Annotated in this window: 23 protein-coding genes and 1 riboswitch; of the genes, 22 read left to right on the top strand and 1 reads right to left on the bottom strand. The window is 32.0% G+C overall.

Translation table 11 applies throughout. The features are described from left to right. Positions 1-582 precede the first annotated feature (582 nt). The 8 genes from DER71_RS09675 (at position 583) to DER71_RS09640 (ending at position 7,268) form a co-directional block, all read left to right on the top strand. Positions 583-2,517: an OPT family oligopeptide transporter gene (locus tag DER71_RS09675; RefSeq protein ID WP_114457973.1), complete on the top strand. Its 1,935-nt coding sequence runs from the start codon at positions 583-585 to the stop codon at positions 2,515-2,517. A 78-nt stretch (positions 2,518-2,595) separates the two neighbouring features. Then, positions 2,596-2,958 carry a PqqD family protein gene (locus tag DER71_RS09670; protein WP_114457972.1) on the top strand — a complete coding sequence of 121 codons (363 nt, stop codon included), beginning with the start codon at positions 2,596-2,598 and terminating at the stop codon, positions 2,956-2,958. A 19-nt stretch (positions 2,959-2,977) separates the two neighbouring features. After that, positions 2,978-3,343 carry a hypothetical protein gene (locus DER71_RS09665; RefSeq protein WP_114457971.1) on the top strand — a complete coding sequence of 122 codons (366 nt, stop codon included), beginning with the start codon at positions 2,978-2,980 and terminating at the stop codon, positions 3,341-3,343. A gap of 247 nt (positions 3,344-3,590) precedes the next feature. Beyond that, a complete protein-coding gene (locus DER71_RS09660; protein ID WP_114474599.1) occupies positions 3,591-4,766 on the top strand; it encodes a radical SAM protein in 1,176 nt (391 codons plus the stop codon). Further along, a complete protein-coding gene (locus DER71_RS09655; protein ID WP_114457969.1) occupies positions 4,767-5,759 on the top strand; it encodes a radical SAM protein in 993 nt (330 codons plus the stop codon). A gap of 53 nt (positions 5,760-5,812) precedes the next feature. Next, positions 5,813-6,196 carry a hypothetical protein gene (locus DER71_RS09650; protein WP_199505567.1) on the top strand — a complete coding sequence of 128 codons (384 nt, stop codon included), beginning with the start codon at positions 5,813-5,815 and terminating at the stop codon, positions 6,194-6,196. Between the two features lie 93 nt (positions 6,197-6,289). After that, the gene (locus tag DER71_RS09645) at positions 6,290-6,763 is read left to right on the top strand and encodes an Lrp/AsnC family transcriptional regulator (protein WP_114457968.1); all 474 of its coding nucleotides are present in this window, start codon (positions 6,290-6,292) and stop codon (positions 6,761-6,763) included. After that, on the top strand, positions 6,750-7,268 hold the full coding sequence (locus DER71_RS09640) for an AsnC family transcriptional regulator (protein WP_233487000.1): 519 nt from the start codon (positions 6,750-6,752) through the stop codon (positions 7,266-7,268). The genes DER71_RS09645 and DER71_RS09640 overlap by 14 nt, the downstream gene beginning before the upstream one ends. Positions 7,269-7,512: 244 nt before the next feature. Here DER71_RS09640 and DER71_RS09635 read toward each other — a convergent pair whose 3' ends face one another. Next, the gene (locus DER71_RS09635) at positions 7,513-9,327 is read right to left on the bottom strand and encodes a heme NO-binding domain-containing protein (protein ID WP_114457966.1); all 1,815 of its coding nucleotides are present in this window, start codon (positions 9,325-9,327) and stop codon (positions 7,513-7,515) included. A gap of 194 nt (positions 9,328-9,521) precedes the next feature. Here DER71_RS09635 and DER71_RS11985 point away from each other — a divergent pair, with 194 nt between their 5' ends. The 14 genes from DER71_RS11985 (at position 9,522) to gspM (ending at position 22,390) form a co-directional block, all read left to right on the top strand. After that, entirely contained in the window at positions 9,522-9,668 is a 147-nt protein-coding gene (locus tag DER71_RS11985; RefSeq protein WP_158531813.1) for a hypothetical protein, read from the top strand. Further along, a riboswitch (cyclic di-GMP riboswitch) is annotated at positions 9,666-9,749 on the top strand. It overlaps the preceding gene by 3 nt. 190 nt (positions 9,750-9,939) lie before the next feature. Beyond that, positions 9,940-11,640 carry a GspE/PulE family protein gene (locus tag DER71_RS09630; RefSeq protein ID WP_114474598.1) on the top strand — a complete coding sequence of 567 codons (1,701 nt, stop codon included), beginning with the start codon at positions 9,940-9,942 and terminating at the stop codon, positions 11,638-11,640. A 23-nt stretch (positions 11,641-11,663) separates the two neighbouring features. After that, positions 11,664-12,725 (top strand): type IV pilus twitching motility protein PilT, encoded by a 1,062-nt coding sequence (locus DER71_RS09625; protein ID WP_114474597.1) that lies wholly within the window; start codon positions 11,664-11,666, stop codon positions 12,723-12,725. Between the two features lie 30 nt (positions 12,726-12,755). Next, positions 12,756-14,000, top strand: coding sequence for a type II secretion system F family protein (locus DER71_RS09620; protein ID WP_114474596.1), 1,245 nt, complete (start codon positions 12,756-12,758; stop codon positions 13,998-14,000). 86 nt (positions 14,001-14,086) lie between these two features. After that, entirely contained in the window at positions 14,087-14,482 is a 396-nt protein-coding gene (locus DER71_RS12445) for a type IV pilin protein (protein ID WP_114474595.1), read from the top strand. 54 nt (positions 14,483-14,536) lie between these two features. Beyond that, positions 14,537-16,294, top strand: a complete 1,758-nt coding sequence (locus DER71_RS09610) for an O-antigen ligase (protein ID WP_114474594.1) — start codon at positions 14,537-14,539, stop codon at positions 16,292-16,294. Positions 16,295-16,309: 15 nt separating this feature from the next. Further along, positions 16,310-16,750: a type II secretion system protein gene (locus DER71_RS09605; protein WP_114474593.1), complete on the top strand. Its 441-nt coding sequence runs from the start codon at positions 16,310-16,312 to the stop codon at positions 16,748-16,750. Positions 16,751-16,784: 34 nt separating this feature from the next. Then, positions 16,785-17,528 carry an A24 family peptidase gene (locus tag DER71_RS09600; protein ID WP_114474592.1) on the top strand — a complete coding sequence of 248 codons (744 nt, stop codon included), beginning with the start codon at positions 16,785-16,787 and terminating at the stop codon, positions 17,526-17,528. Between the two features lie 17 nt (positions 17,529-17,545). Next, the gene (locus DER71_RS09595) at positions 17,546-18,049 is read left to right on the top strand and encodes a type II secretion system protein (RefSeq protein ID WP_089716656.1); all 504 of its coding nucleotides are present in this window, start codon (positions 17,546-17,548) and stop codon (positions 18,047-18,049) included. Position 18,050: 1 nt separating this feature from the next. Continuing rightward, complete coding sequence (locus DER71_RS09590) at positions 18,051-18,824, top strand: prepilin-type N-terminal cleavage/methylation domain-containing protein (protein ID WP_134058351.1); 774 nt, start codon at positions 18,051-18,053, stop codon at positions 18,822-18,824. A 5-nt stretch (positions 18,825-18,829) separates the two neighbouring features. Beyond that, positions 18,830-20,554, top strand: coding sequence for a pilus assembly PilX N-terminal domain-containing protein (locus tag DER71_RS09585; RefSeq protein ID WP_114474590.1), 1,725 nt, complete (start codon positions 18,830-18,832; stop codon positions 20,552-20,554). Between the two features lie 25 nt (positions 20,555-20,579). Next, positions 20,580-21,677: a pilus assembly protein PilM gene (gene pilM, locus DER71_RS09580; protein WP_158531812.1), complete on the top strand. Its 1,098-nt coding sequence runs from the start codon at positions 20,580-20,582 to the stop codon at positions 21,675-21,677. Then, a complete protein-coding gene (locus tag DER71_RS09575; protein ID WP_110301292.1) occupies positions 21,667-22,194 on the top strand; it encodes a hypothetical protein in 528 nt (175 codons plus the stop codon). The genes pilM and DER71_RS09575 overlap by 11 nt, the downstream gene beginning before the upstream one ends. Next, on the top strand, positions 22,187-22,390 hold the full coding sequence (gene gspM, locus DER71_RS09570; protein WP_114474589.1) for a type II secretion system protein GspM: 204 nt from the start codon (positions 22,187-22,189) through the stop codon (positions 22,388-22,390). Before DER71_RS09575 ends, gspM begins: the two co-directional genes overlap by 8 nt. The last annotated feature ends 73 nt before the right edge of the window (positions 22,391-22,463 follow it).

Genomic DNA, 22,463 nt, shown 5'->3' with positions numbered 1-22,463 from the left:
TTTTGCATGCATTTTTTTGCATATATGAATATTTTTGCATGATTAAATAATCTGATTAATCTTAATCAATATATTTTTTTTAATAATTTAATCTAAATATTAGTTATTATTACCTGATTATCCAATAAAGATATTTTTATAAAAAATTATATATTTAAAAGAATGAAATTTGGAATATATAATGCATAATATATAATGCATTATAATATACAATGCATTATATTAATTTAGGTGCAGTTTAACTACATTTATTTTATCTTTTCCATTTTTTGAAAACCTTGAATCTAGAGGATTCTCGGCTAAAAGAAAAAAACAGTAAAATAGAATTTAATGGTAAAATATTAGTTTTTCATTTTGTTTTGTTTTTTGAAAATATATGATTATTTTATTTACGTCTTATATACTCTAAAATTGGACGTACTGTTCCCGAAAGTTTGAAAAGAAAATAGGGGTAAAAGCCCTTATATATAAAGGTTAATTAAGCCGAGAATCCTGTTTAAAACAGGGGGTGAGAAAAAAGAAGACTGCAAATTAAAATTCACATACTATTATTTGTTTTTAAATAACAAAAGGAGGATAAGTATGTCAGATAATGATATTAAAGGGTTAGATCCTAATGCATATGAAGAAATTCCTGGTGAAGAATATCAACCTTATGTTGCTGCAGAAACAGTCATGCCGGAATTTACTATTACTTCGATTATCCTCGGTATAATTATGACTATAATATTCGGTGCAGCAAATGCCTATCTCGGACTAAAAGTAGGTATGACTGTCAGTGCTTCTGTTCCAGCAGCTGTTATTTCGATGGGTGTCATTAGAGGTATTCTCAAAAGAGATTCTATACTTGAAAATAATATGGTCCAGACAATAAGTTCAGCGGGTGAATCAGTAGCAGCTGGTGTTATTTTTACTATACCAGCACTTATTATCTGGGGGGTAGATCCAAGTATATTTAAAATGTTCCTCCTTGCTCTGTTAGGAGGTTTGGTTGGAGTTTTGTTCATGATTCCACTCCGCAAACATTTAATTGTAGGGGAACATGGTAGACTACCTTATCCAGAAGGAACTGCTTGTGCAGAAGTTCTTGTTGCTGGTGAAAAGGGTGGAGTTGGTGCTAAAACAGTTTTTACTGGATTAGGTGTTGGTGCTTTATATAAAATTCTGGGTGAGGCAAAAGGATTTAATATCTGGCCAACAAGAGTAGAATGGGGTATCCCAGGGATCGAAGGTGCAGCTATAGGTATGGATATATTACCTGCTCTTCTTGGTGTGGGTTTTATCATTGGTCCCAGAATTTCTGCTCTTATGTTTTCCGGTGGTGTTATGGGTTGGCTTGTTTTCATTCCACTAATGACCTTGATCGGTAAATCTGGTACTCCAATTTATCCAGCCAATGTACCTATTTCTGAATTGGGTTATTGGGGTATCTGGGATAATTATATAAGATATATAGGTGCAGGTGCTGTTGCTTTAGGTGGTATTATTAGTCTAATTAAAGCTCTACCTACTATCTGGGATTCATTTAAAGCAGCACTATCTGGTCTGACTAAAAATGTAGATATTAAAAGCAACCGGACAAGTGAGGATTTACCTCTTAAATGGGTCCTATCTATTGCTGTAGCTATAATTATATTAATTGCCGTAATGCCACAAATACCGGTAGGTATCTGGGGAGCAATTTTTGTACTTATTTTTGGTTTCTTTTTTGTAACTGTATCATCTAGAATTGTTGGTATAGTAGGTAGTTCTTCCAACCCTGCTTCAGGTATGACAATTGCTACACTGCTTTTTACCACAGCTCTTTTTAAAGCTCTCGGCTGGAGTGGTGAAAGTGGTATGATTGCTGCCTTAAGTGTAGGAGCAATTGTATGTATTGCTATTGCAGTAGCCGGTGATACTTCTCAGGACTTAAAAACGGGTTTTCTTGTTGGTGCTACTCCACGAAAACAACAGCTGGGAGAAATGCTCGGCGTTTTAATTTCAGCTTTAGTTATTGGCTTTGTTCTTCTGCTTTTACATGAAGCATATACTATCGGCTCAAAAGATCTTGCTGCACCACAGGCAACTTTGATGTCAATGGTTGTTGAGGGAGTTATGAAGGGAACATTACCATGGACATTTATTTTTATTGGAGCTTTTTCAGCAGTTATTGTTGAATTATTTGGAATAAGATCATTACCATTTGCAGTAGGTCTTTACCTACCAATTCACCTTTCAGCACCAATTATCATAGGTGGTTTAATTAAAGGTATTCTCAATAAACAAAAAGATAAAAATCAGGAATCATTTGAACGAAGGCGAGAAAAGGGAGTACTATATGCTTCTGGTTTAATTGCAGGTGATGCTGTAATGGGAGTTGTCCTGGCTATATTTGCTTATTTTAAACTCAGTTTTGGATTTAGAGAAACTCCTCTTGGACCTATCTGGGGTTTAATTTTCTTTGCCAGTCTTGTCATTACTTTAATATATAATTCAATTTTAAGCAAAAATAATTCTAGTTCTATTAATGAGTAAATAATAAAATGTTCTGTTAATTCTTAACAGTTCATTCTATATTTATCAAAGTTTATATCTGACTGAGGTGGTTATAATATGGCTAAATTATTTAATAAAAAAGCAAAAGGCAACTTATATGAAATGATTCCCCAAAAAAAAGAAAATATTGAATGGAAAAAAGATTATAATAATGAACTAACTTTAATTATAAAAAGAACTAAGTGGATAGATAGATTATTTCAAAAAATTTTTAATACTCCTAAACAAACCACTCTTGAACTTGATGCTCTTGGTAGTTTTGTCTGGAAACAATGTGATGGTCATAAAACAATTGCTCAAATTGCTAAAAAATTGAGAAAAGAATATCCTCAAAAATCTTCCCCGGTTGAAAGTAGACTGATTACCTTTATAAGAATTTTAAAAAATAATGGACTAATAAAATTATATCCAGGCAAATAATCAAATGGGGTGATTATAAGTGATAAAAATAATACTTGGAATATTATTATTCGCAATAGCTACTGCTATTATATATGCCTGGGGATATGTAAACTCTCAGCGAAATTCACAAAAATTGCAGTATAAATTTAAAAATTTAGTTAAAAATAAAATTATTGCTATTTTAAAGAATAATAATAAAGTAGAAAGAAAAAAGCTAGAATCAGCTATTGAAGGCCTGGAAGTAAAAGGTGGTTTTTTTTCAGGAATAAGCTATAAAGTAACAGATCCCGAAAAAATACTTGAATCTATTTTGTATGAATTAGAAAGAAAAAACATTATTAAAATCATTGCTATAGAAAGAAAAGTGATTAAATATAAATTTTTAAGTAAGAGCTTGCTTTAATCAACTATAATGTTTCTAAGCCCGTCAAAGATATTTACAAAATTTTTTTAATAGTATGGTAGATAGTTTGTGAGTTATTTGATATACTATTTATGCGGCTGATTTCCTTTCTTGGGTATTTATTTTTCATCAAAGATATTATATCAAAGAAGGAGATTAGCCGCATTTTTTATTTAGTTTTCTTGTAAAGTGGTGCTTAATATATATAAGTAGTAATAATTAGTAGATACTAATCTAGAGGTGAAACATGTTTAATATAACTAAAATGCTGACAGAATTTAATACTTATGGGGATCAGCTTCGCTATGATAAAGACTGCAGTAAATCCCCAATTGGTACCCGGCCTGGCCTGGGGCCTGTTGCTGCCTGGAATATTAATTCACAGTGTAATTTAAATTGCAAACACTGTTATTCAAATTCTACTGCAGTCAAAAAGGATGAAACTTTAAATACAAAAGAGGCCTTTTCTTTAATCGATCAGCTGGCCGATTTTAAAGTCCCAGTTTTACTTTTATCAGGCGGAGAACCACTTTTAAGACCTGATTTATTTAAATTGATTAAAAAGGCTAAAAGCAGAAATTTAAGGGTTGTAATTTCTACCAATGGAACTCTGCTGACAGAAAAGATGGTTAAGGAATTAAAATCTCTGGGAGTCAGCTATGTCGGGATCAGTCTTGATGGTCTAGAAGCTGTCAATGATCAATTTCGCGGCAAAAACGGAGCCTTTAACGCTGCTTTAGATGGAATTCGCAACTGCCAGAAACATGAGCAAAAAGTTGGACTTCGTTTCACCATTAATCAGGATAATTATCAGCAAATTGATGAGCTTTTTCAGCTGATTGAAAAGGAGAATATTCCCCGCATCTGTTTTTATCATCTGGTTTATTCAGGGCGTGGAGAAAATATTAAAGAAGCTGAATTGAATAACCTGGACAAAAAGATGACAATCGATAAAATTATTGACTGGACTCAGTATTTTATAGATCAGGGAGATCCCAGAGAAATATTAACAGTTGATAATCATGCTGATGGGGCCTACCTATATTTAAAAACTAAGGAAAATGACCCGGAGAGGGCTGAATATATCTACAGCCAGCTTTTAAAAAGTGGAGGTAACCGCAGCGGCAGTGCAATTGCCAATATTGATCATAAGGGAGATGTTTTTGCAGATCAATTTAGCCGTTTTAGAACACTGGGTAATATTAGAGAAAATAAATTTTCTGAGATCTGGCAGGATCAGAATAATGAATTTCTAAATAAAATGAGAAACAGAAAAGAACATCTTAAGGGTCGCTGTGCAGACTGCAGGTTTTTAGAAATCTGTAATGGTAATTTGAGAGCCCGGGCTTTTGCAGCTGATGATTTATGGGGAGCCGATCCCGGCTGTTATTTAAGTAAAAAAGAAATCGGAGGAGATTTATAGATGAATATAATATCCTGGAATTCTACAAATCAATGTCATTTAAGCTGTCCTCACTGCTATCGTGATGCAGGAAGTGATATGGGGAAAGAATTAAATACCGCTGAAGCAAAAAGAATGCTGGATCAGATTAAAGCAGCTAATTTTCAGCTGATGATTTTTTCTGGTGGTGAACCACTCTTAAGGAATGATATTTTTGAGTTAATGGCTTATGCTTCAAAAATTGGACTTCGACCTGTACTGGGAACAGGTGGGGGCTTAATTGATGCTGCAGCTGCTCTTAAATTAAAAGAGGCTGGTGTTCTAGCAGCAGGTATAAGTTTAGATAGTGTAAATCCGGAAAAACATGATCAATTCAGGGGAGCAGAAGGACTTTTTGTCAGGGTGGAAAATGCCTTTCGGGAACTTAAAAAAGTAGGTATTCCTTTTCAGATTCACATGACTGTTATGGATTGGAATCTGGGCGAGTTAGAATCTGTAATAGATTATTCAGCTCAAATTGGAGCCAAAGCAGCTCATATTTTCTTTATGGTTCCCACAGGAAGAGCAGCTTATATAGAAGAGAGTGCGATTTCTAAAAAAGAATATCAGCTGGCAGTAGAGAGAATTATGAGAAAATCGGAAGAGGTAGAGATTGAGGTTAAACCTGTCTGTGCTCCTCAATTTATTGCCACAGCTGATCAGCTTAATATTAACTCCCGCTTTAAAAACGGCTGTCTGGCAGGAGTAAGTTATTGTATTGTTAATCCTGTAGGAGATGTTCAGCCCTGTGCCTATCTTGATTTAAAAGTAGGAAATGTTAAAGAAGAAAGTTTTAAATCTATCTGGGAAAATAGTAAAATTTTAAATGAGATGAGAACTTTAGACTGGGAAGGAAAATGCGGCAGCTGCAAATATGGCAGCAGCTGTAGAGGATGTAGAGCCAGAGCTTATTATTACAGTGGTGACTACATGAAAGCAGATCCATTCTGCTCAATAGAAAATACTGATCTGTAGTTCTGTGATATAATCAGATTCAGATAGTAGAAAAAAGAGAAGCAGCAGCTTTAATGGATAAATATGATGATCGAGATTTTCTTTTAGATATTTATGCTGCTCAGGCAGAAGAACTTGCAGAAAAGGCTAAAATAAGAGATAATGTAGATGAGTTCAATTTAGATGATGCTTTTGAAATAATAAATGAACATTTTGTAGAAAGAATGCCCTGTGATCGCTTATCAGGAGCAGTTAAAGAAGAAGGAAAGATAATCTGGCAACATCAGAGCCGTCTGCATCAGGAATTCTGGCAGCAGACCGGGATTGAGCTGGAGTTAATGTATCAGCTTTATTCGAAATGGCTGGAAGTATTTATAGAAAATCTAAACCCCGCCTTTACTCATACAAGAGAGATAGAAAATGATTATTATAATGATATCTTTTTTAATGAAGCATAATCTATAAATTCATTTTAAATATTTTAATTAATAATTATTGAGCTCAGTTTATAAAATCACAGGCTGAGCTTATTTTATTTAGGAGCTGTTTTTATGGAAAAAATTGACAACAAAATTTTAGATAGTCTGCAGACCGGTTTAAAATTAGAAGCCTCACCTTTTCAAAAAATAGCAGCAGAATTGGGAATAGAGGCAGAGGAACTGCTGCAGCGAATTAAAAAGCTTAAAAAAGAAGGTTATATTCGTCGCCTGGGAGGAGTTTTTAGATCTTCAAGATTGGGTTATAAAAGTACTCTTATAGCCTTAGAAGTGGAGGAAGCAAACTTTTATCAGGCAGCTGAAATTATCAATCAGCACTCAGGTGTAACTCACAATTATCGCAGAGATCATCAATTAAATCTCTGGTTTACCCTCTCAACTACCAGTGAACTTGAGCGAGAGAATTTTCTGGCACAAATTAAAGCTTTACCAGGAGTAAAAAAACTCTATCAGCTGCCAAAAGAGAAATTTTTTAAGTTAAATGTATTTTTTAAAATGGAAGAGGAAGCCGGTGATGATCATGAATAATATTTCTGATAAAAAATTTGGAGAAATCGTGGATGAGCTAGATAAAAAGATTATTAAGGCTTTAGAAACTGATATACCGCTGACCTTAAATCCCTATCAGAAAATTGCTGAAGATTTAAACATTGATCGGGCTGAACTATTAACAAGACTGCAGAAACTTAAAGACAGAAAAATTTTGAAAAGAATTTCTGCTATTTTACACCACAGGGACTCCGGTTATCAGGCAAATGGAATGTTTGTCTGCCATTTTAGTAAGCGGGAGATTGATGAGCTGGGAAAGGAAATTTCTGAACTGGAAGCAGTGAGCCACTGTTATCAGCGCCAGACTTATCAAAACTGGCCCTATAATTTTTATGCGATGATGCACGCTAAAAATAAAGAAGAACTGGAAAAGAAGGTTAATCAGCTGGTTGAAAAGTATAAGATCGAAGATTATCAAATTTTATATTCGACGGAAGAATTAAAGAAAACCAGTATGAAGTATTTTGACTGTGATGTAAAATAAGTTTTGTAGATTCATTTGGCTTTGATTTTGGCTATTAAAATTAAGGTTGATAATATATAGGTACTCTGCGTGGCTTTTAGATAATATGCATGTCTGGGAACAGGTAATAAAAGATAATCTGGAAGAATAAATAAAAACCGCTCTTAAAGATTAGAGGCTAGATAAAGCCTGTAGTCTTGAGAGCAGTTTAATTTGTTTTATTTATCAAATTTATTTTTTGTTACATTCTATCTATTTTAATTTTTTAGACATTGTAACTTTTAAGGTTTTTGCGGAAGTTTTCTGTTAAGTCTTCCATCTGTTCAATATAACCTGTCATTTCTTTAATTTTTTCAGAATAATTATTAACACTGGCACTCATTTCTTCACTGGAAGCTGAATTTTCCTGAGCAATTGCAGCCAGATTATTAAAGTTTTCAATGACTTCTCTAATTTTCTTTGTCTCAGTATTTAAGCTGCTTACTATATTGACAACCTGATTAGTAGCAGATTCAATATCATTAGTAGCACTATTACTTGATTCAGCAACTTCCTCTAGAGCTTGATTACTTGCCTCAAGATTGGTAAACTGCTCACTGATACTGGAGCTAAGAGTTTCAACATGTTCGGTAAACTCTCCCAGATTTTTTCTGATTGTTTCTACTGCCTGCTGAGATTCTTCGGCAAGTTCCCTTACTTCTTCTGCAACTACTGTAAAACCGCGGCCGTTATCAGAAGAGCGGGCAGCTTCAATAGAAGCATTGAGTGAAAGTAAATTAGTCTGACCGGCAATATCTTCAACTGTATCTACAATTTCCATGATTGTCTCTATTTTTTCCGAAAGCTGTTTTCCTAACTGATTAACATTGGCAAATGCTTCTCGAACTCCACTGATTCTCTGATTAACATCAACAACAGCCTGAGTGGAAGAACGAATATTTTTAACAGCATTTTCTAAGTTTTCACGGCTTTCCTGACCGGCTTCAACCAAATTTTCAATTTCTTCAACATTTTGATTGACGATATAAGCTGATTCTTCAGTTTCCTGGGCCTGAGCCTGAGCTCCTTGTGCAACTTCATCTACAACAGTTGAAATACTGTCAGAAACTTCTTCCATATCTTCTGCCAGCTCAACAAAATCTTTAGTAAAGTTATGCATATCATCTGTTCCACCTTTTAAGAAAAGAATATCTTCTCTTAATTTGGCTTTTATTTGACGCAGTTTATTAAATAAATTTTCAAAATCATCAGCGGTTTTTAGTCTATTTTCATCATCAAGATTTAATACTTCTATTTTACTTAACTCATCATCAATTACTTTAATCGGGGACATTAAAAGTCTGCTGATTAGGGCTAAAATAATAGCCAGTCCGGCGGCTGCACCCAGGTTAATTGTCCAACCTGCTGAAAACTGTGGTAGAGATGTTAAGGCAAGGCTTAAAACAAAGGCAGTAAGCCCCATTTTAGCAGGAATACTTTTAAATATGCCCAGTCCCAGAATTTTAGAGAATAAGTATTTTTTTTCATTTCTAAATGATTTTTCAAAGCTAATATGTATAGTTAAGAAATTTCGTCCATCATCCAGGGTTCCTCTATCAATTTCTTCAACTTCAATAGGAGTTTTAAAAAATGAAGAACTGCCCTCTAAAAGCCCTAAAAAATAATCGTACATTCCTCTTTTAGACTTATATGTCATTTCTATTTTATGGCCATTTAATTCTTTTGCCCGCAGGCGAGGAGGATTGGCTCCTGGAATCATTTCTGTTAACTGCAGATGTACGGTGTCCATCAACATTAAAAAGTTTTTTAAAGTACGATTGCTGAAATATGATGGAAACCAGTTTGAAAAAGTTTCAATATTTTTCTTCCCCATATCATGCCAGATTTCACCAGGCTTTTTACCTACCTCCTGTCCTATATATTTCATTAAATCCTTTGTTTTTTGATCTTCAATTGTTGTCATTGGTGTGATAATCAAATCCTCTTTAAATCCCGCTTTCTTTTTTGCTCTGCTGACTACTTCCTCTCCATAAGTTTTGGTAAGAGTTTTAAGCCAGGTCGAAACGACTGTTCCCTTCATATACTTCCCCCCAGTAATAATTTTAATTTCAAAATTTCAATAGAATTTTTTTCCTTTATCTTAAAACATAGTTTAAATAAAAATAGCTCAATAAATTAAGCTATATTAATAATAATTATTCGCGATTAAGGGAATAATACCTGCTTTAGAAGCAAAAAAATTTTAGGTACCTCCATTTGGGTACCAGGTACAAAATGGCCTTTTGGTACCAGGTACAGAAGACTGGTTTTGTACCTGGTACAGAAGGCAAGGCAGAAGGTGTTCGGATTCAGGTAAAAAAATACTTTCTTTTTGTGGTAAAATATAATATAATTAAACTAAAATGGGGAAGTTATAAATAAATATAAAAGCAAAACAGTTGAAAGGCTGTGACGCAAAAACATAAGTCTAAGGGGAAACCTATGATAGTTATGTTTACCTCAGGTGGGAAATTGCCGAAGTGATTATGCTAATGGCAATTTTTTTATTTTATAAACTATAGTTTATAAAAGATTAAAATTAAATTAGAAAAGTGCAGGGAAAATTAATATTCTGTTGAATTTTGTTATAACAGCAAAATAATTTACAAATTATTTCAAAAATCGATAAAAAATTTTATTGTGGGGTGATAATTTGGCTTTCGGAAACCGCAAAAAAATAGGAGAACTTTTATTAGACCATGAATATATAAATAGAGAACAGTTAGATTTAGCTTTAGAAAAGATGGAGAACACTGACAAAAAAATTGGGGAAGTTTTAGTTGAATTGGGGTATATTCGGGAAGAAGATTTAATAGAAGTTTTGGAATTTCAAAGAGGAATTCCACATGCAGATTTGGATAAATATTTTTTTGATCCTTCTCTATCAGAATTAATTCCCGAAAATATGGCACGAAGATATTTAGCAGTTCCTATTGAAAAAAAAGGGGAAAGCAAATTAAAAGTTGTAATGGCAGATCCAACAGATCTGGTAGCTATAGATGATTTAGAAATGTTAAGCAATTTAACTATTGAACCACTTTATGGTGCTCCTAATCAAATTCGTTCAGCTATAAATAGGCTGTATGGTAGTGAAGATATAGACATTTCCAATATTTTCGAAGATTTTAATTTAGATGATGTAGAAGATGTATCTGACAACCAAAATGAAGAGATATATGAAGAAGCAGAGCTCAGAGAGATGGTTGATGAAGCACCAATAATAAAATTGGCAAATTATATTATTTCTAAAGCCTATCAAAAAGGTGCAAGTGATATTCATATTGAGCCTGAAGAAAATAATATTAGAGTTCGATTCAGAATTGATGGTGTTTTGAAAAAGGAAATGACAGCACCCAAATCTTCTCATAGAGCTTTAGTTTCCAGAATTAAGATTATTGCTAATCTAGATATTACCGAACATCGAGTACCCCAGGATGGCCGAATAAAGATGATTTTTAAAGGAGAAAATCTGGATATGCGTGTTTCTACTTTACCAACAATTAAAGGGGAAAAGGTAGTTATTCGTCTTTTAGCAAGAAATACGAACCTTCTAGATTTAGATAATTTAGGCTTATCAGATTATAATAGAGTTAAATTTGGAAATTTAATCAAAAAACCGAATGGTGTTCTATTATTAACTGGACCAACTGGGAGTGGAAAGTCAACAACTCTTTTTGCAGCTTTAAATGAACTTAATAGCCCTAAAATAAATATCGTTACAATTGAAGATCCAGTTGAATATCAAATTTCTGGTATTAATCAGGTTCAGGCTAAGGTAAAGGCAGGATTAACTTTTGCTAAAACACTTAGGTCAATTTTAAGACAGGATCCAGATATAATAATGATTGGAGAAATGCGAGATGAAGAAACTGCAGAAATAGCTGTCCGATCTGCTTTAACTGGGCATCTCGTTTTTAGTACTCTCCATACAAACGATGCCGTTAGTTCAATTACTAGATTGGTTGATATTGGGTTAGCACCATATCTTGTAGCTGCTTCTTTAAATGGTGTAGTAGCTCAGAGGCTTGTTAGAAGGCTCTGTCCCTATTGTAAAGAAAAAAGAAAATTGGATAAGCTTGATTTAAAATACCTGGGAGATCCTGAAATTGAAGAAGCATATTTTGCAGTCGGTTGTGAAAAGTGTAATAATACTGGCTATAATGGACGTTTAGCAATTCAGGAAATTTTTGAGGTAGATAATAGGGTAAAAGAAATGATAAGTGATAATATTTCTAAAGAAAAAATAAGTGAATATGCAAAAAACAATGGAATGATAACTTTAAAAGAAGATGGAATTACCAAAATTAAAGCAGGAGAAACAGATGTTTCTGAGGTTGAAAGAATTATATATTAACGATAGATTGGAGAGTGATGTGATTGGAATTTGAAGAGCTATTAAAAATAATATCTCAGGAAGATCAGATTTCTGATCTTCATTTAACAGTATTTTCTCCCCCTTATATTAGGAAAAATGGGAAGCTTAGACCCTATGATAAGTATAATAAAGAATTAAGTGTTGAAGATACTGAAAATTTAGCTAAAGAAATGATGAGTGATAAACAGTACAAAGAATTTAAGGAAAAAGGAGAGATTGATTTTTCATATAGAATTCCTGGTATATCTAGATTTAGAGTTAATGCTTATCATCAAAGAGGTAGTGTAGGAATTGCTTTAAGAATAATTCCCAATGAGGTACCTACAATTGACAGCATGAATCTTCCGGATGTATTTAAAAAGCTTGCCTATCAGCGAATGGGGCTTGTTTTGAGCACCGGACCTACTGGAAGCGGTAAATCTACAACCCAGGCAGCAATCATTAATGAGATCAATCAAAATCGTCAATCTCATATTATGACTTTAGAGGATCCAATAGAATATCTGCATAAACATAACAAAAGCCTGGTCCATCAGCGCGAAGTGGGCAGTGATACTAATAATTTTAAAAGAGGATTAAGAGCCTGTCTGCGTCAGGATCCAGATGTGATTTTGGTCGGTGAAATGCGAGACTTAGAAACCATCCAGATTGCACTGGAGGCAGCAGAAACTGGTCATTTAGTTCTGGCCACGCTGCACACTAATAGTGCTCCTGCTACTATTGATCGGATTATAGATGTTTTTCCATCAGGACAGCAGGGTCAGATTAAAATCCAGCTGGCTTCAGTATTAAGTGCGGTTATTGCTCAGCAGTTAATACCTACTAAGGATCAGAATGGCCGGGCGGCCGCTTTTGAGATTATGATGGCTACTTCGGCTATCAGAAATATAATTAGAGAAGGAAAGACAAATCAGATTTATTCTGCTATTCAGACAGGCGGCCGCTACAATATGGTTACTATGGATAATTCGCTTTTAAAATTATATCAGCGGGAAAAGATTTCTAAGGAATCAGTTTTACATCACTGTAATGATATTAAATATGTTAATGAAAACCTGCGGTAGTTTTATCTTCTAAGTTAAAGGAGGTGCAAAATGGCTCAACTTTATAGTTATAAGGCTCGTGGACAGTCAGGACAGGTTTTAAATGGAAATTTAGAAGCAGCAAGTAGAGAAGATGCCGCTAATCAGCTAAGAGAAAGAAATTTATATGCTGTATCTATTAAAGCAGTTGAAAGTGATAGAGAAAGAAAAGAATCAAGGCTGACAAGGGATATAAATTTATCTGAATTCAATATTTTTGGTGGTGGATATAAGATTTCGGAGCTTGCAAATTTTGCTCAGAGGCTTTCTGTTTTAATCACAGCCGGGATACCCATTGTCAGATCCATTACCATAATTAAAAAGCAGTCAAATTCTAAACATGAAAAAAATATGTTAGAAAAACTCTTATCCAGAGTTGAAGCCGGAGAGACATTATCTTCTGCTTTAAAAGAACATCCTAAATATTTTCCTAAATTATTTATTCATTTAATAAAAGCCGGGGAAACCGGTGGTGTTTTAGATGAAGTATTATCTGAATTAGTAGAGTATTATCGTGAGCGTGATAAAACTAATAAGCAGGTTAAATCTGCTCTTTATTATCCAATTGTGATAGTGATTGTTGCTGTTATAGCTGTATTTATATTGATTGGTTTTGTTCTGCCAAATATTTTAAAGATGCTGGTTAATTTTGGAGGGGAGATTCCTCTGCCAACAAAAATATTAATTTTTGTCAGTAATATTATTTCTTCTTACTGGTGGGCAATCTTAATTGTCTTATTAGCAGGGTTATTTTTACTGAGCACTTATATTAAAACTCCTAAAGGTAAATTAAATAAGGATAAGTTATTATTGAAAATTCCTGTTATAGGAGATTTGATTAGAAAAGTTGTAATAGCAAGATTTGCCAGCACTATGGCACTTTTAATTAAAAGTGGAGTTAATATAATCAATGCACTGCCTGTTATTGAAGAAGTTGTAAATAATGAAGTTTTTGCTGATATTTTATTAGAAACCAGAATGAGAGTTAGAGAGGGATCAACACTTTCGGAACCAATTCGTCAGAGCGGAGAGTTTCCACCAATGGTAGTCCAGATGCTAAAAGTTGGTGAAGAAAGTGGTAATATAGAGGATATGTTGAATAAAATATCCGATTATTATGACATGGAAGTTGCAAATGCAATTGAAGGCAGTATTTCTTTAATTGAGCCGGTAATGATTATTATTTTAGCTGTCATTGTCGGTGGAATTGTAGCTTCAATTATTTTACCGCTGTTCAGTATTTACAGTAATTTCTAAGCTAAAAAAGGAGGTGAAGGACTTAAAAGAAGAGCTTGTAGTTGAAATTTTAGTTAATTTTTTAACAAAATGAGGAGGAATAAAAAATGAAGAAAATAAGAGATATTTTAAAAAGAAATGAAGGTTTTACTTTAATTGAGTTGTTAATTGTTATTGCTATTATTGGTGTGCTGGCAGCAATAGCTGTGCCGAATTTAACGGGATTGGGAGATGGTGCAAATGAAGAAGCTGTTAGGGCAAATATGAGAACTTTAGCTGTTGAAATTGAATCTCATAGGGCAAATGGTGATGAATTCAGTTTAGCAGATTATAATGGTTGGAATGAGTTAAATAATATGGATAGTATTTCAGTTAATAATAATGGTGAGAACACATATGATGGATACAAAATTGTAGTAGAAGAAAATAATGGTGACTTTTCATATACACTAAGTTCAGGAGGTCAAATCACAACAGGTGTAACTATTACTACTGGTGATTAATAAAATTAATGATTCTTTAAGTTTTATAATCTTAATTGGGAAGGGCGATTAATATTGAGTTTAAAAAATATAATTAAAGATATTAATCTTGCTCTTTTTATATTTATTACATCTTTAATTATTTATATAGTAAGATGTCATTTAGTAATGTTAGATGGTAAAGTAACACAATTTTGGGGCAGTTTCATTAATCTTGATTTCTATTCATACTACAAAATGATATTTTTCTTAACTGCCTCATTTTTTCTTTTAATTACTTTTCTTAAATATGTTGATTTAAACGGAATCAAAAAGACAAATTATTATATTCCAGCAGCTGTTTACAGTATTTTCGCAGTTTTGTCTTCATTTAAGGCAGAATATAAAGAAATAGTGATTAAGGGGTTTCCTGATCGCTATGAAAATATATTTGTTTTACTGGGATATTTACTGCTGGTGGTAGTGGCAGTTAATATAGTTGACAATAAAAAATCATTTAAACTGATTTTAAAAGCTCTATTTATATCAGCTTTTATTTTAGCTATTCACGGCATACTTCAGTTTTACAACTATGATTTACTGGCAACTGAATTTGGTAGAGATTTAATTACACCTGATGGACTTGAGTTTTTTGTAGACCGTCTGAGCTTTATTGGTAAAAGAGTTATTTATTCAACAATGTATAATCCTAATTATGTGGGAAGTTATGCTTCAATGCTGGTTATTTTAGTTTTAGGTTTATACAGCAGTTCGCAGGATAAGAAAAAAACATTTCTATTAGGAATATTCAGTACTTTATTATTTGCTTTTTTAATTGGTTCTCGTTCCAGAGCTGGTTTTATGGGTTTTATTGCTGGAACAGTAATTATATTATATATGCAGCGGCAGTTTTTAAAAAAGCACTGGTTGAGAATTTTTATTATTTTTACTGCTTTTACTTTAGTTTTTATTATTATGAATGCCAGAAGTTTAGATGAAATTTTTAGTGATGTTCTATTTCCCAAAACTGAGCAGGAAAAATATCTAGAAGGGGAGATTTTGCCGCCAATAACAGAAGTGAGTTCTGAAGCTGGTAAATTGAAATTAAAAACAACTGAAGCAGAATTTGAGATAATAATGGCTTCAGATCAGATTGAATTTTTGAATAAACAGCCGATCAATGTTTACAACTCAAAAGATGAAGTTAAAGAAATTATTTTTAAGGGTAAACAATATCTTCATCACAGCTTTCAGATAAATGAAAAGGAAAATTATCTAATCTGGAATTATGGTGCTAAGAGTGCCCAGTTTTATTATCAGGATGGGCAGATTTTAATGGCAGGAATGCATAATAATTTATATCCTTTAAAGAAAGTTGAAAGCATTGGCTTTAAGGGTTATGAAAGATTGGGTTCATCCAGAGCTTATATCTGGTCACGCACTTTACCATTACTAAAAGATACAATTTTTATTGGTCATGGCCCTGACACATATGCAATGTATTTTCCCCAGGAAGATGTTATAGGAAAACTTAAATTTTTTAGTAATCCTAAAATTATAGTTGATAAACCCCACAATTTATATTTACAGATAGCTGTTAATACAGGAATTATTTCATTATTAGCTTTATTATATTTATGGGGGAATTATATATTTTCGTCATTTGTTTTGTATAAGAATAGTGATTTAAGCAGCTGGAAGAATAGATTGGGAATTGCATTAATGGGAGCAGTAACTGCTTATTTAACAGTTGGATTTTTTAATGATAGTGTTATATCTGTAGCACCAGTTTTCTGGATTATACTGGGGTTAGGTATTTCTCTTAATTCACTGGTAAAAGAAGAAAAGTTTTAAATGGAGGACAAATTTATGAGTTTTAAAAGACTAAGAAAACAGGCAGGATTTACTTTAATTGAGTTATTAATTGTAATAGTTATTTTAGGAACTTTAGCCTCAATAGCTCTTCCAAATCTGACTGGCTTAATAGAAGATGCCAGAGTTGAAGCTGTAACTTTTAATACCAGAACTTTGTTAACAGAGATAGAAGTATATAGATTTAAAGAAGGAACATATCCTACTGCTGCCAATACTTCAACTTTTATTACTAATTTTAGAGATGAATTTAATGCATTAGATAGTATAGTTCAGGAAATAGGAATAGAAAGTTATGAACCATATCATTATAACAGTGATGGTGATAGTTTTGTTTTTTCAGTTAAACTCCCAGGTGAAAGTGAAACTGAATATGTAGGTATTAAATCTAACGGTGATTTAGAAGAAGGTTTAAACAGTCATTTAAATTTAGAATAATTATTTAAATATATAAAATGAATGGAAGGTTTATATGATATTTTTATTATTTATAACAGGATTGGTAATTGGTAGTTTTTTAAATGTAGTTATTTATAGACTGCCGACAGGGAAATCAATTATTTATCCACCATCGCACTGTCCAGACTGCGAACATAAGTTAAGCCCGCTGGAACTAATTCCAGTTTTAAGTTATATCTTTTTAAGAGGGAAATGCAAAAACTGTAAAGCAGATATTTCAATCAGATATCCTATTATCGAATTGTTAACCGGAATTATATTTATTATAAATTATATTTATATATCTGATTTAATCATATTAGCTGCAGGTTTAGTATTTTCGTCGCTGATGATAGTACTGACAATGATTGATTTTGATCATCAAATACTTCCAGATCAATTAACTCTTGGTGGCCTTGTAGCAGGATTAAGTTTTAGCTTTTTTAGAACTGATATAACTTTTATTTATTCTTTATTGGGTATTTTAGCAGCTGGAGGTTTACTATTTTTAATAGCTTTTTTAAGTAAAGGTGGTATGGGTGGAGGAGATATCAAAATGATGGCAATGGTTGGTAGTTTTACAGGGCCAGTAATTGCTGTAACTGCAGTCTTTTTAGGTGCTTTAATTGCTTTGATGGCCCATCTACCTGGTGTTATTTCTGGAAAAACTGGTATGAAAACTAAATTACCTTTTGGACCATTTTTGGCTGTGGCTTCTTTAATACTTTGGTTTTATTCAGAAGAACTATTTGCTATGTATTTATCACTTATTTTTTAATGAGAGGAGAAGCCTAAATGAAGATTTTAAAAAATAATCAAGGATTTACATTAGTAGAAGTTATATTAGCTTTTACAATAATAATTCTCTTAATTACAACATTTGCTGGGGCTGTTCTTGTTGGATTTAGAAGTGAAAGAACTACCAGAAATATAGATCTGGCTTCTTCAATGTCTGCAAGTATACTTGATTATTTAGCTAACTCTAAAAATCTGAAAAATATTATAAATTCAGATGGAGTTGATCTAATCAGTGGAAGTTATTCAAGTGATATAAGGAGTTTTATAGAAGATGATTTAGATACTGTTTCGCCTTCTATAATACAGCAACAACTTTCAGATATTTTTGATGATCATATAGCTAATAATAGATTTAATTATTTAGAAAAATCAGAAATAGAAATTTCTGAATCAGAAGTTTCTGATGATTTAGATTTATATAACATTAAATTAACTATTTTTTGGGAGGAAGAGCAGGGGGAAGGGACATACGAAATCGAAACAATGATGGGTGCTGATTAAAATGAAAAATAATAGAGGGTTTACTTTAGTTGAAGTGTTAATTACCTTTACAATCTTATTAATAGTTCTGACTTTGATGGCTGCTATTTTAGTTCAGTCATTTGATATTTTTAGAGATAGCACAGAGCGGGTTAGTAATAATCGTTTAACCCAAATTATGATTGAAGATATTACTCAGAATATTAGAGAATATAAATATTTTGATTTTACTACTCCTGATACTTGGAAATTTTGGTATGATGAAATTGATAAAGATGCTGAAAATGCAGATTTTGTAATTCTAAAAAATACTAATAAATTAGAATTAAAAAAGAAAGTAGCTGAAAATCTACCTTTAAATAAAGAAAGGGCTCTAACCAATTTAGTAGAATTTAAGTTAAAAAATTATGCAGGTGAGAAAATTATTCTTTATAAAAGATACAAAGATGGAACTGGTATAATCAAATTTAAAAATGGAACCACAATAGTTTTTGAAGATGACAAGATAAAATTCACTGATGATATTAAAATAAAATATGTAGATAGTAGTGGTAATAATAAAGAAAAAACTTTTACAGGTGGTACCGAAATAAGGCTTATTGAAGGTAATGAGATAAGATTGGAAGATAACACAAAAATAAATCGAGATAATGTTAGAAAAATTATTGTTGATGGTATAGAAATTGATTTTAATAACAATGCATTTGAATTTGAGATAAGAGTAGATTTAGGAAATGGTAATGTTATTGAAGAATTAAAAACTGTATATCCTCGTAACTTTAGTTTCTGGAGGTGATCATTATGAAAAAAAATATTAAAAATAATGACGGTATAGCTTTAGTAATGGTTATTTTATTATTAGCTTTGGTTGGAAGTTTAGCTACTGCTATGATGCTTATGTATTCTTCAAATATAGGTTTAGTACAGGATGCAGCTGCACGCAGTCAGGCATTTTATGCAGCTGAAGGTGGAGCAAATTATCTTGATTTAAAGTTAAATAAATTTTATCAAGATAATATTGCTGGTAAAGGTTTTTTTTCAGCTGAAAAAATTTATAAAGAGCTGCAGAAATTGCAAAGCCAATTTGAAGATGATTTAAATATTGCGGGTTATGGTATTACTATTGAATTTAATCCACATTCTAATTATGAAGAAAATAATATTTATATCTATGAAATTACAGCTGATAATGGTAATGAAAGTGAGACTATTAGAGTTGAATATTTAATTGAGCATTTAATTGATTATTTTAAATATTCTAGATTTGCAAATAAAATTAATCTCAATGGGTATAATCGATTTTATAATGTAGATGATCACAGTTTTGGAACTGCTGAAGTTTTATATAGTAAATGGTCTAACAGTTCCTCTTATTTTGAGGGAGAATTAGTAGTCCATGATAATAAGGTTTATGTCAGCAAAGGTGATTATTCTGCAGGTGAAGCAGTAGAACCTGGAGAAGATAACTGGCAGGATAACTGGATGATTGATAATTCTTTTAAAGAATGGAATAATGATAAGATTTATAGATCACGAGAAAAAGTGATTTATGATAACGAAATTTATACAAGTAAAGTTAATGATAATGAAACACAACCGGATCCTGATAATCCTAATAATGATTATTGGGAAATAAATGATCCAGATATATCAAAAGTAGGACTTGCTAAGGGAAAGGTTGATTATAATCAAACATCACTTCCTGATCCGAAAGATTATGATTATCAAGAAAAAATTGTAGAAGAATTTAAGAGAAGATTAGATGAAGAAGGCGGCTACACTTATGAAGATGATCAGGGAAGTTATAGTAATTGGAGTAATCAATCTTATTCTGTTGGTACAAAAATTAATTATAATGGTAAAGTGTATAAGGTTGCTAAAGATAATTATCGTACTGTTTTTGGAATACCGATATATAAAATTCCTCAGCCTGAACCACAACCTGATTTAGAACCTGATTCAGAGGATTATAATGGTTGGAGAGATTATTGGGTAGAAATGAATGCAGGTCAGGCTTTTATAGATGACAATAACCAATTTTACAATGATGGAAATTATATTTACATTGATGGAGATTTGACACCTAATGTAGCAGCAAGTATGGATTTTTCAAAAGCAGATGATGTACTTCATATTTTAGTTGATGGAGAAATAAGTCCTTATGCAAATCTTTCTCTTGATGGAAATGCAAATATAATTTTTTATACAACTGCTGAGACAGTTTCGTTTGAAAATGGTCATATTACTATGCCTTGGGAATCTGATATTAATTTAGCATATTTTGCTCCTTTTGCAACTTATACAAGTAATGATTTTAGTGGTGGTTATGCTTCTTCAATGATATTTAATGAAATAAATTATACAGATCAGGATATTTCAAGTGTTAAAACTTACTCTGAAGATAATCCTCTAAGGGGAAGTATAGATCCTGGTATAGCAGATTTAACAAGAGTTCATGGTGGTAACTATAGCTATAATAGTGATAAAACTGGTCCTATCAGATTAGACTGGAGCGTAATTAGATAAATAAAATAGAAGGGAGATGAATTATATGGCAGTAAGTCCATTATCTTTAATCAAAGGAATAAAGTATGTTAGTCTTGATTTTGGACACAATAGTATTAAATATTTAAGCAGCAGAGCAAAAAATGGCAAGCTAAAGCTGCTTGCATCTGGTAGGAGAGAATTACCTCCTGGAACAATTAAAGATGGTAAGATTATCGATACTCATCTTTTAACAAAAATTATTGCAGATATTTTTAATGAAAAAGATATGAAACCAGGTGTTTTATTGGTTACACCAGCTTCTGGACAGGAGTTTGTTAGAAATCTTAAAATGCCTAAAATGCCTGAAGATGAGTTAAAAGAGGCCTTGGTCTGGGAGGTTCAGGATTTTATGGATATTGAGGTGGAAAAAATTGCTTTAGATTATATTATTATAAACGAGGAAAATGATCAGTATGAGCTTTTAGTGACAGGGATATCAAAAGATATTCTTAATGGTTATTTAGAGATATTTGATAATAATATGTTGAAAGTTGAGGTTTTCAATTTGGAAGATATGGCATTAATATCTCTACTAAGTAAAGATAAAAGATTAGAAAAACCAGCTTTAATTTTAGATGTTGGAGCTAGGAGTTCTAAAATTTTAATTGCTGCTGAAAATAAGTTTTATCTCAGTCGAGAAGTAGATACTTCAGGCGATAATTTTAGTAATTTATTTTTGAATGAAGAAAAAAGTCATGAAGAGGCTGAAATTGAAAAGAAAAAATTTGAGTTTTTTCCTGAGCAGGCAGAAGTTGAAGAAAAAAAATTTGATTTAATGCTTACAGATATTGACACTGCTGAAACAACACAGAAACGGGTAAAAGAGTTGGTAGATGAGATAATTTTTGAGATAAATCGTTCTTTAGAATATCATAATGAGAGAAATAAAGAAAATCCTGTTGAAAATATCTATTTAACAGGTGGCGGCTTATTATTAAATGGATTAACCAGCTATTTTAAAGAGCAGATAGATTATAAAATATCGATTATCGACCCCTTAAAAGAATTTGATTTCAAGAATGATGTCAAACAGATCAATAAACATTTTATGGCAACTGCCGCTGGTACTATTATTAGTGAGGTGATGCATAATGAGAGTTAACCTCCTTGAAAAAGATGATGGTGTAAAAATTGAATGGATGGAAATTGTAGTTGTCTTATTAATATTTTTAATTATTGCAGTACCAGCCTTAAATTATTATTTTAATTATTTAAAGGTTCAAAATCTTGAAAAACGCAGAAACGATTGGGAAACAAGATTAGAAGTGCTGCGTCCAGAGAAAGAATATTATTTTCAGTTAGAAGATGAAATTGCTAATTTTAAACTCCCAGAAAAAGTTGAACTAGAAAAATATACTACTGCACCATTTTTTATAGAATTTGCAAAAATAATTGGTGATAATATTACTTTTAATCGTTTAGATTACAGCAGAGGACAGATTCAAATTAATGGTAATGCTGAAACTATTAGATCATTATTAGATTTTAGTTCGCGTATTTTTAATTCAGATATTTTTTCTATTATTTCTTTAGAAAGGTTTAGAAAAAATGATAGCTTAGAATTTAATTTAATTGTGGAGCTAGATAATAAAGATAGAGGGGTGATTTATAATGAGTAATTTGTCTAAAAGAGAAAAAATACTACTTTTTATTTTATTTGTCACAGTAGTAATGGCTGCTTATTATTATTTGCTCTATCAACCTATCAAAGCTCATCAGCAGGATTTAGAAAATCAGATTACAAATATTCAAAGCGAATATACAGCTGTATTGAATAAAGTAAATCAAATTAAGATTGTAACACAAAAACATTAAGCATATTCAATCTAAACTAAGCTTTTAAATCTAAAAATTAGTTCTCAACAACAAAAAAATTGAATATCACAGA

Origin of the sequence: Halanaerobium sp. DL-01, assembly GCF_003338615.1 — a bacterium.
Taxonomy (GTDB): domain Bacteria; phylum Bacillota; class Halanaerobiia; order Halanaerobiales; family Halanaerobiaceae; genus QPJE01.
The sequence above is the reverse complement of the archived record's forward strand: the minus strand, read 5'-3'. Positions and strand labels throughout refer to the sequence as shown.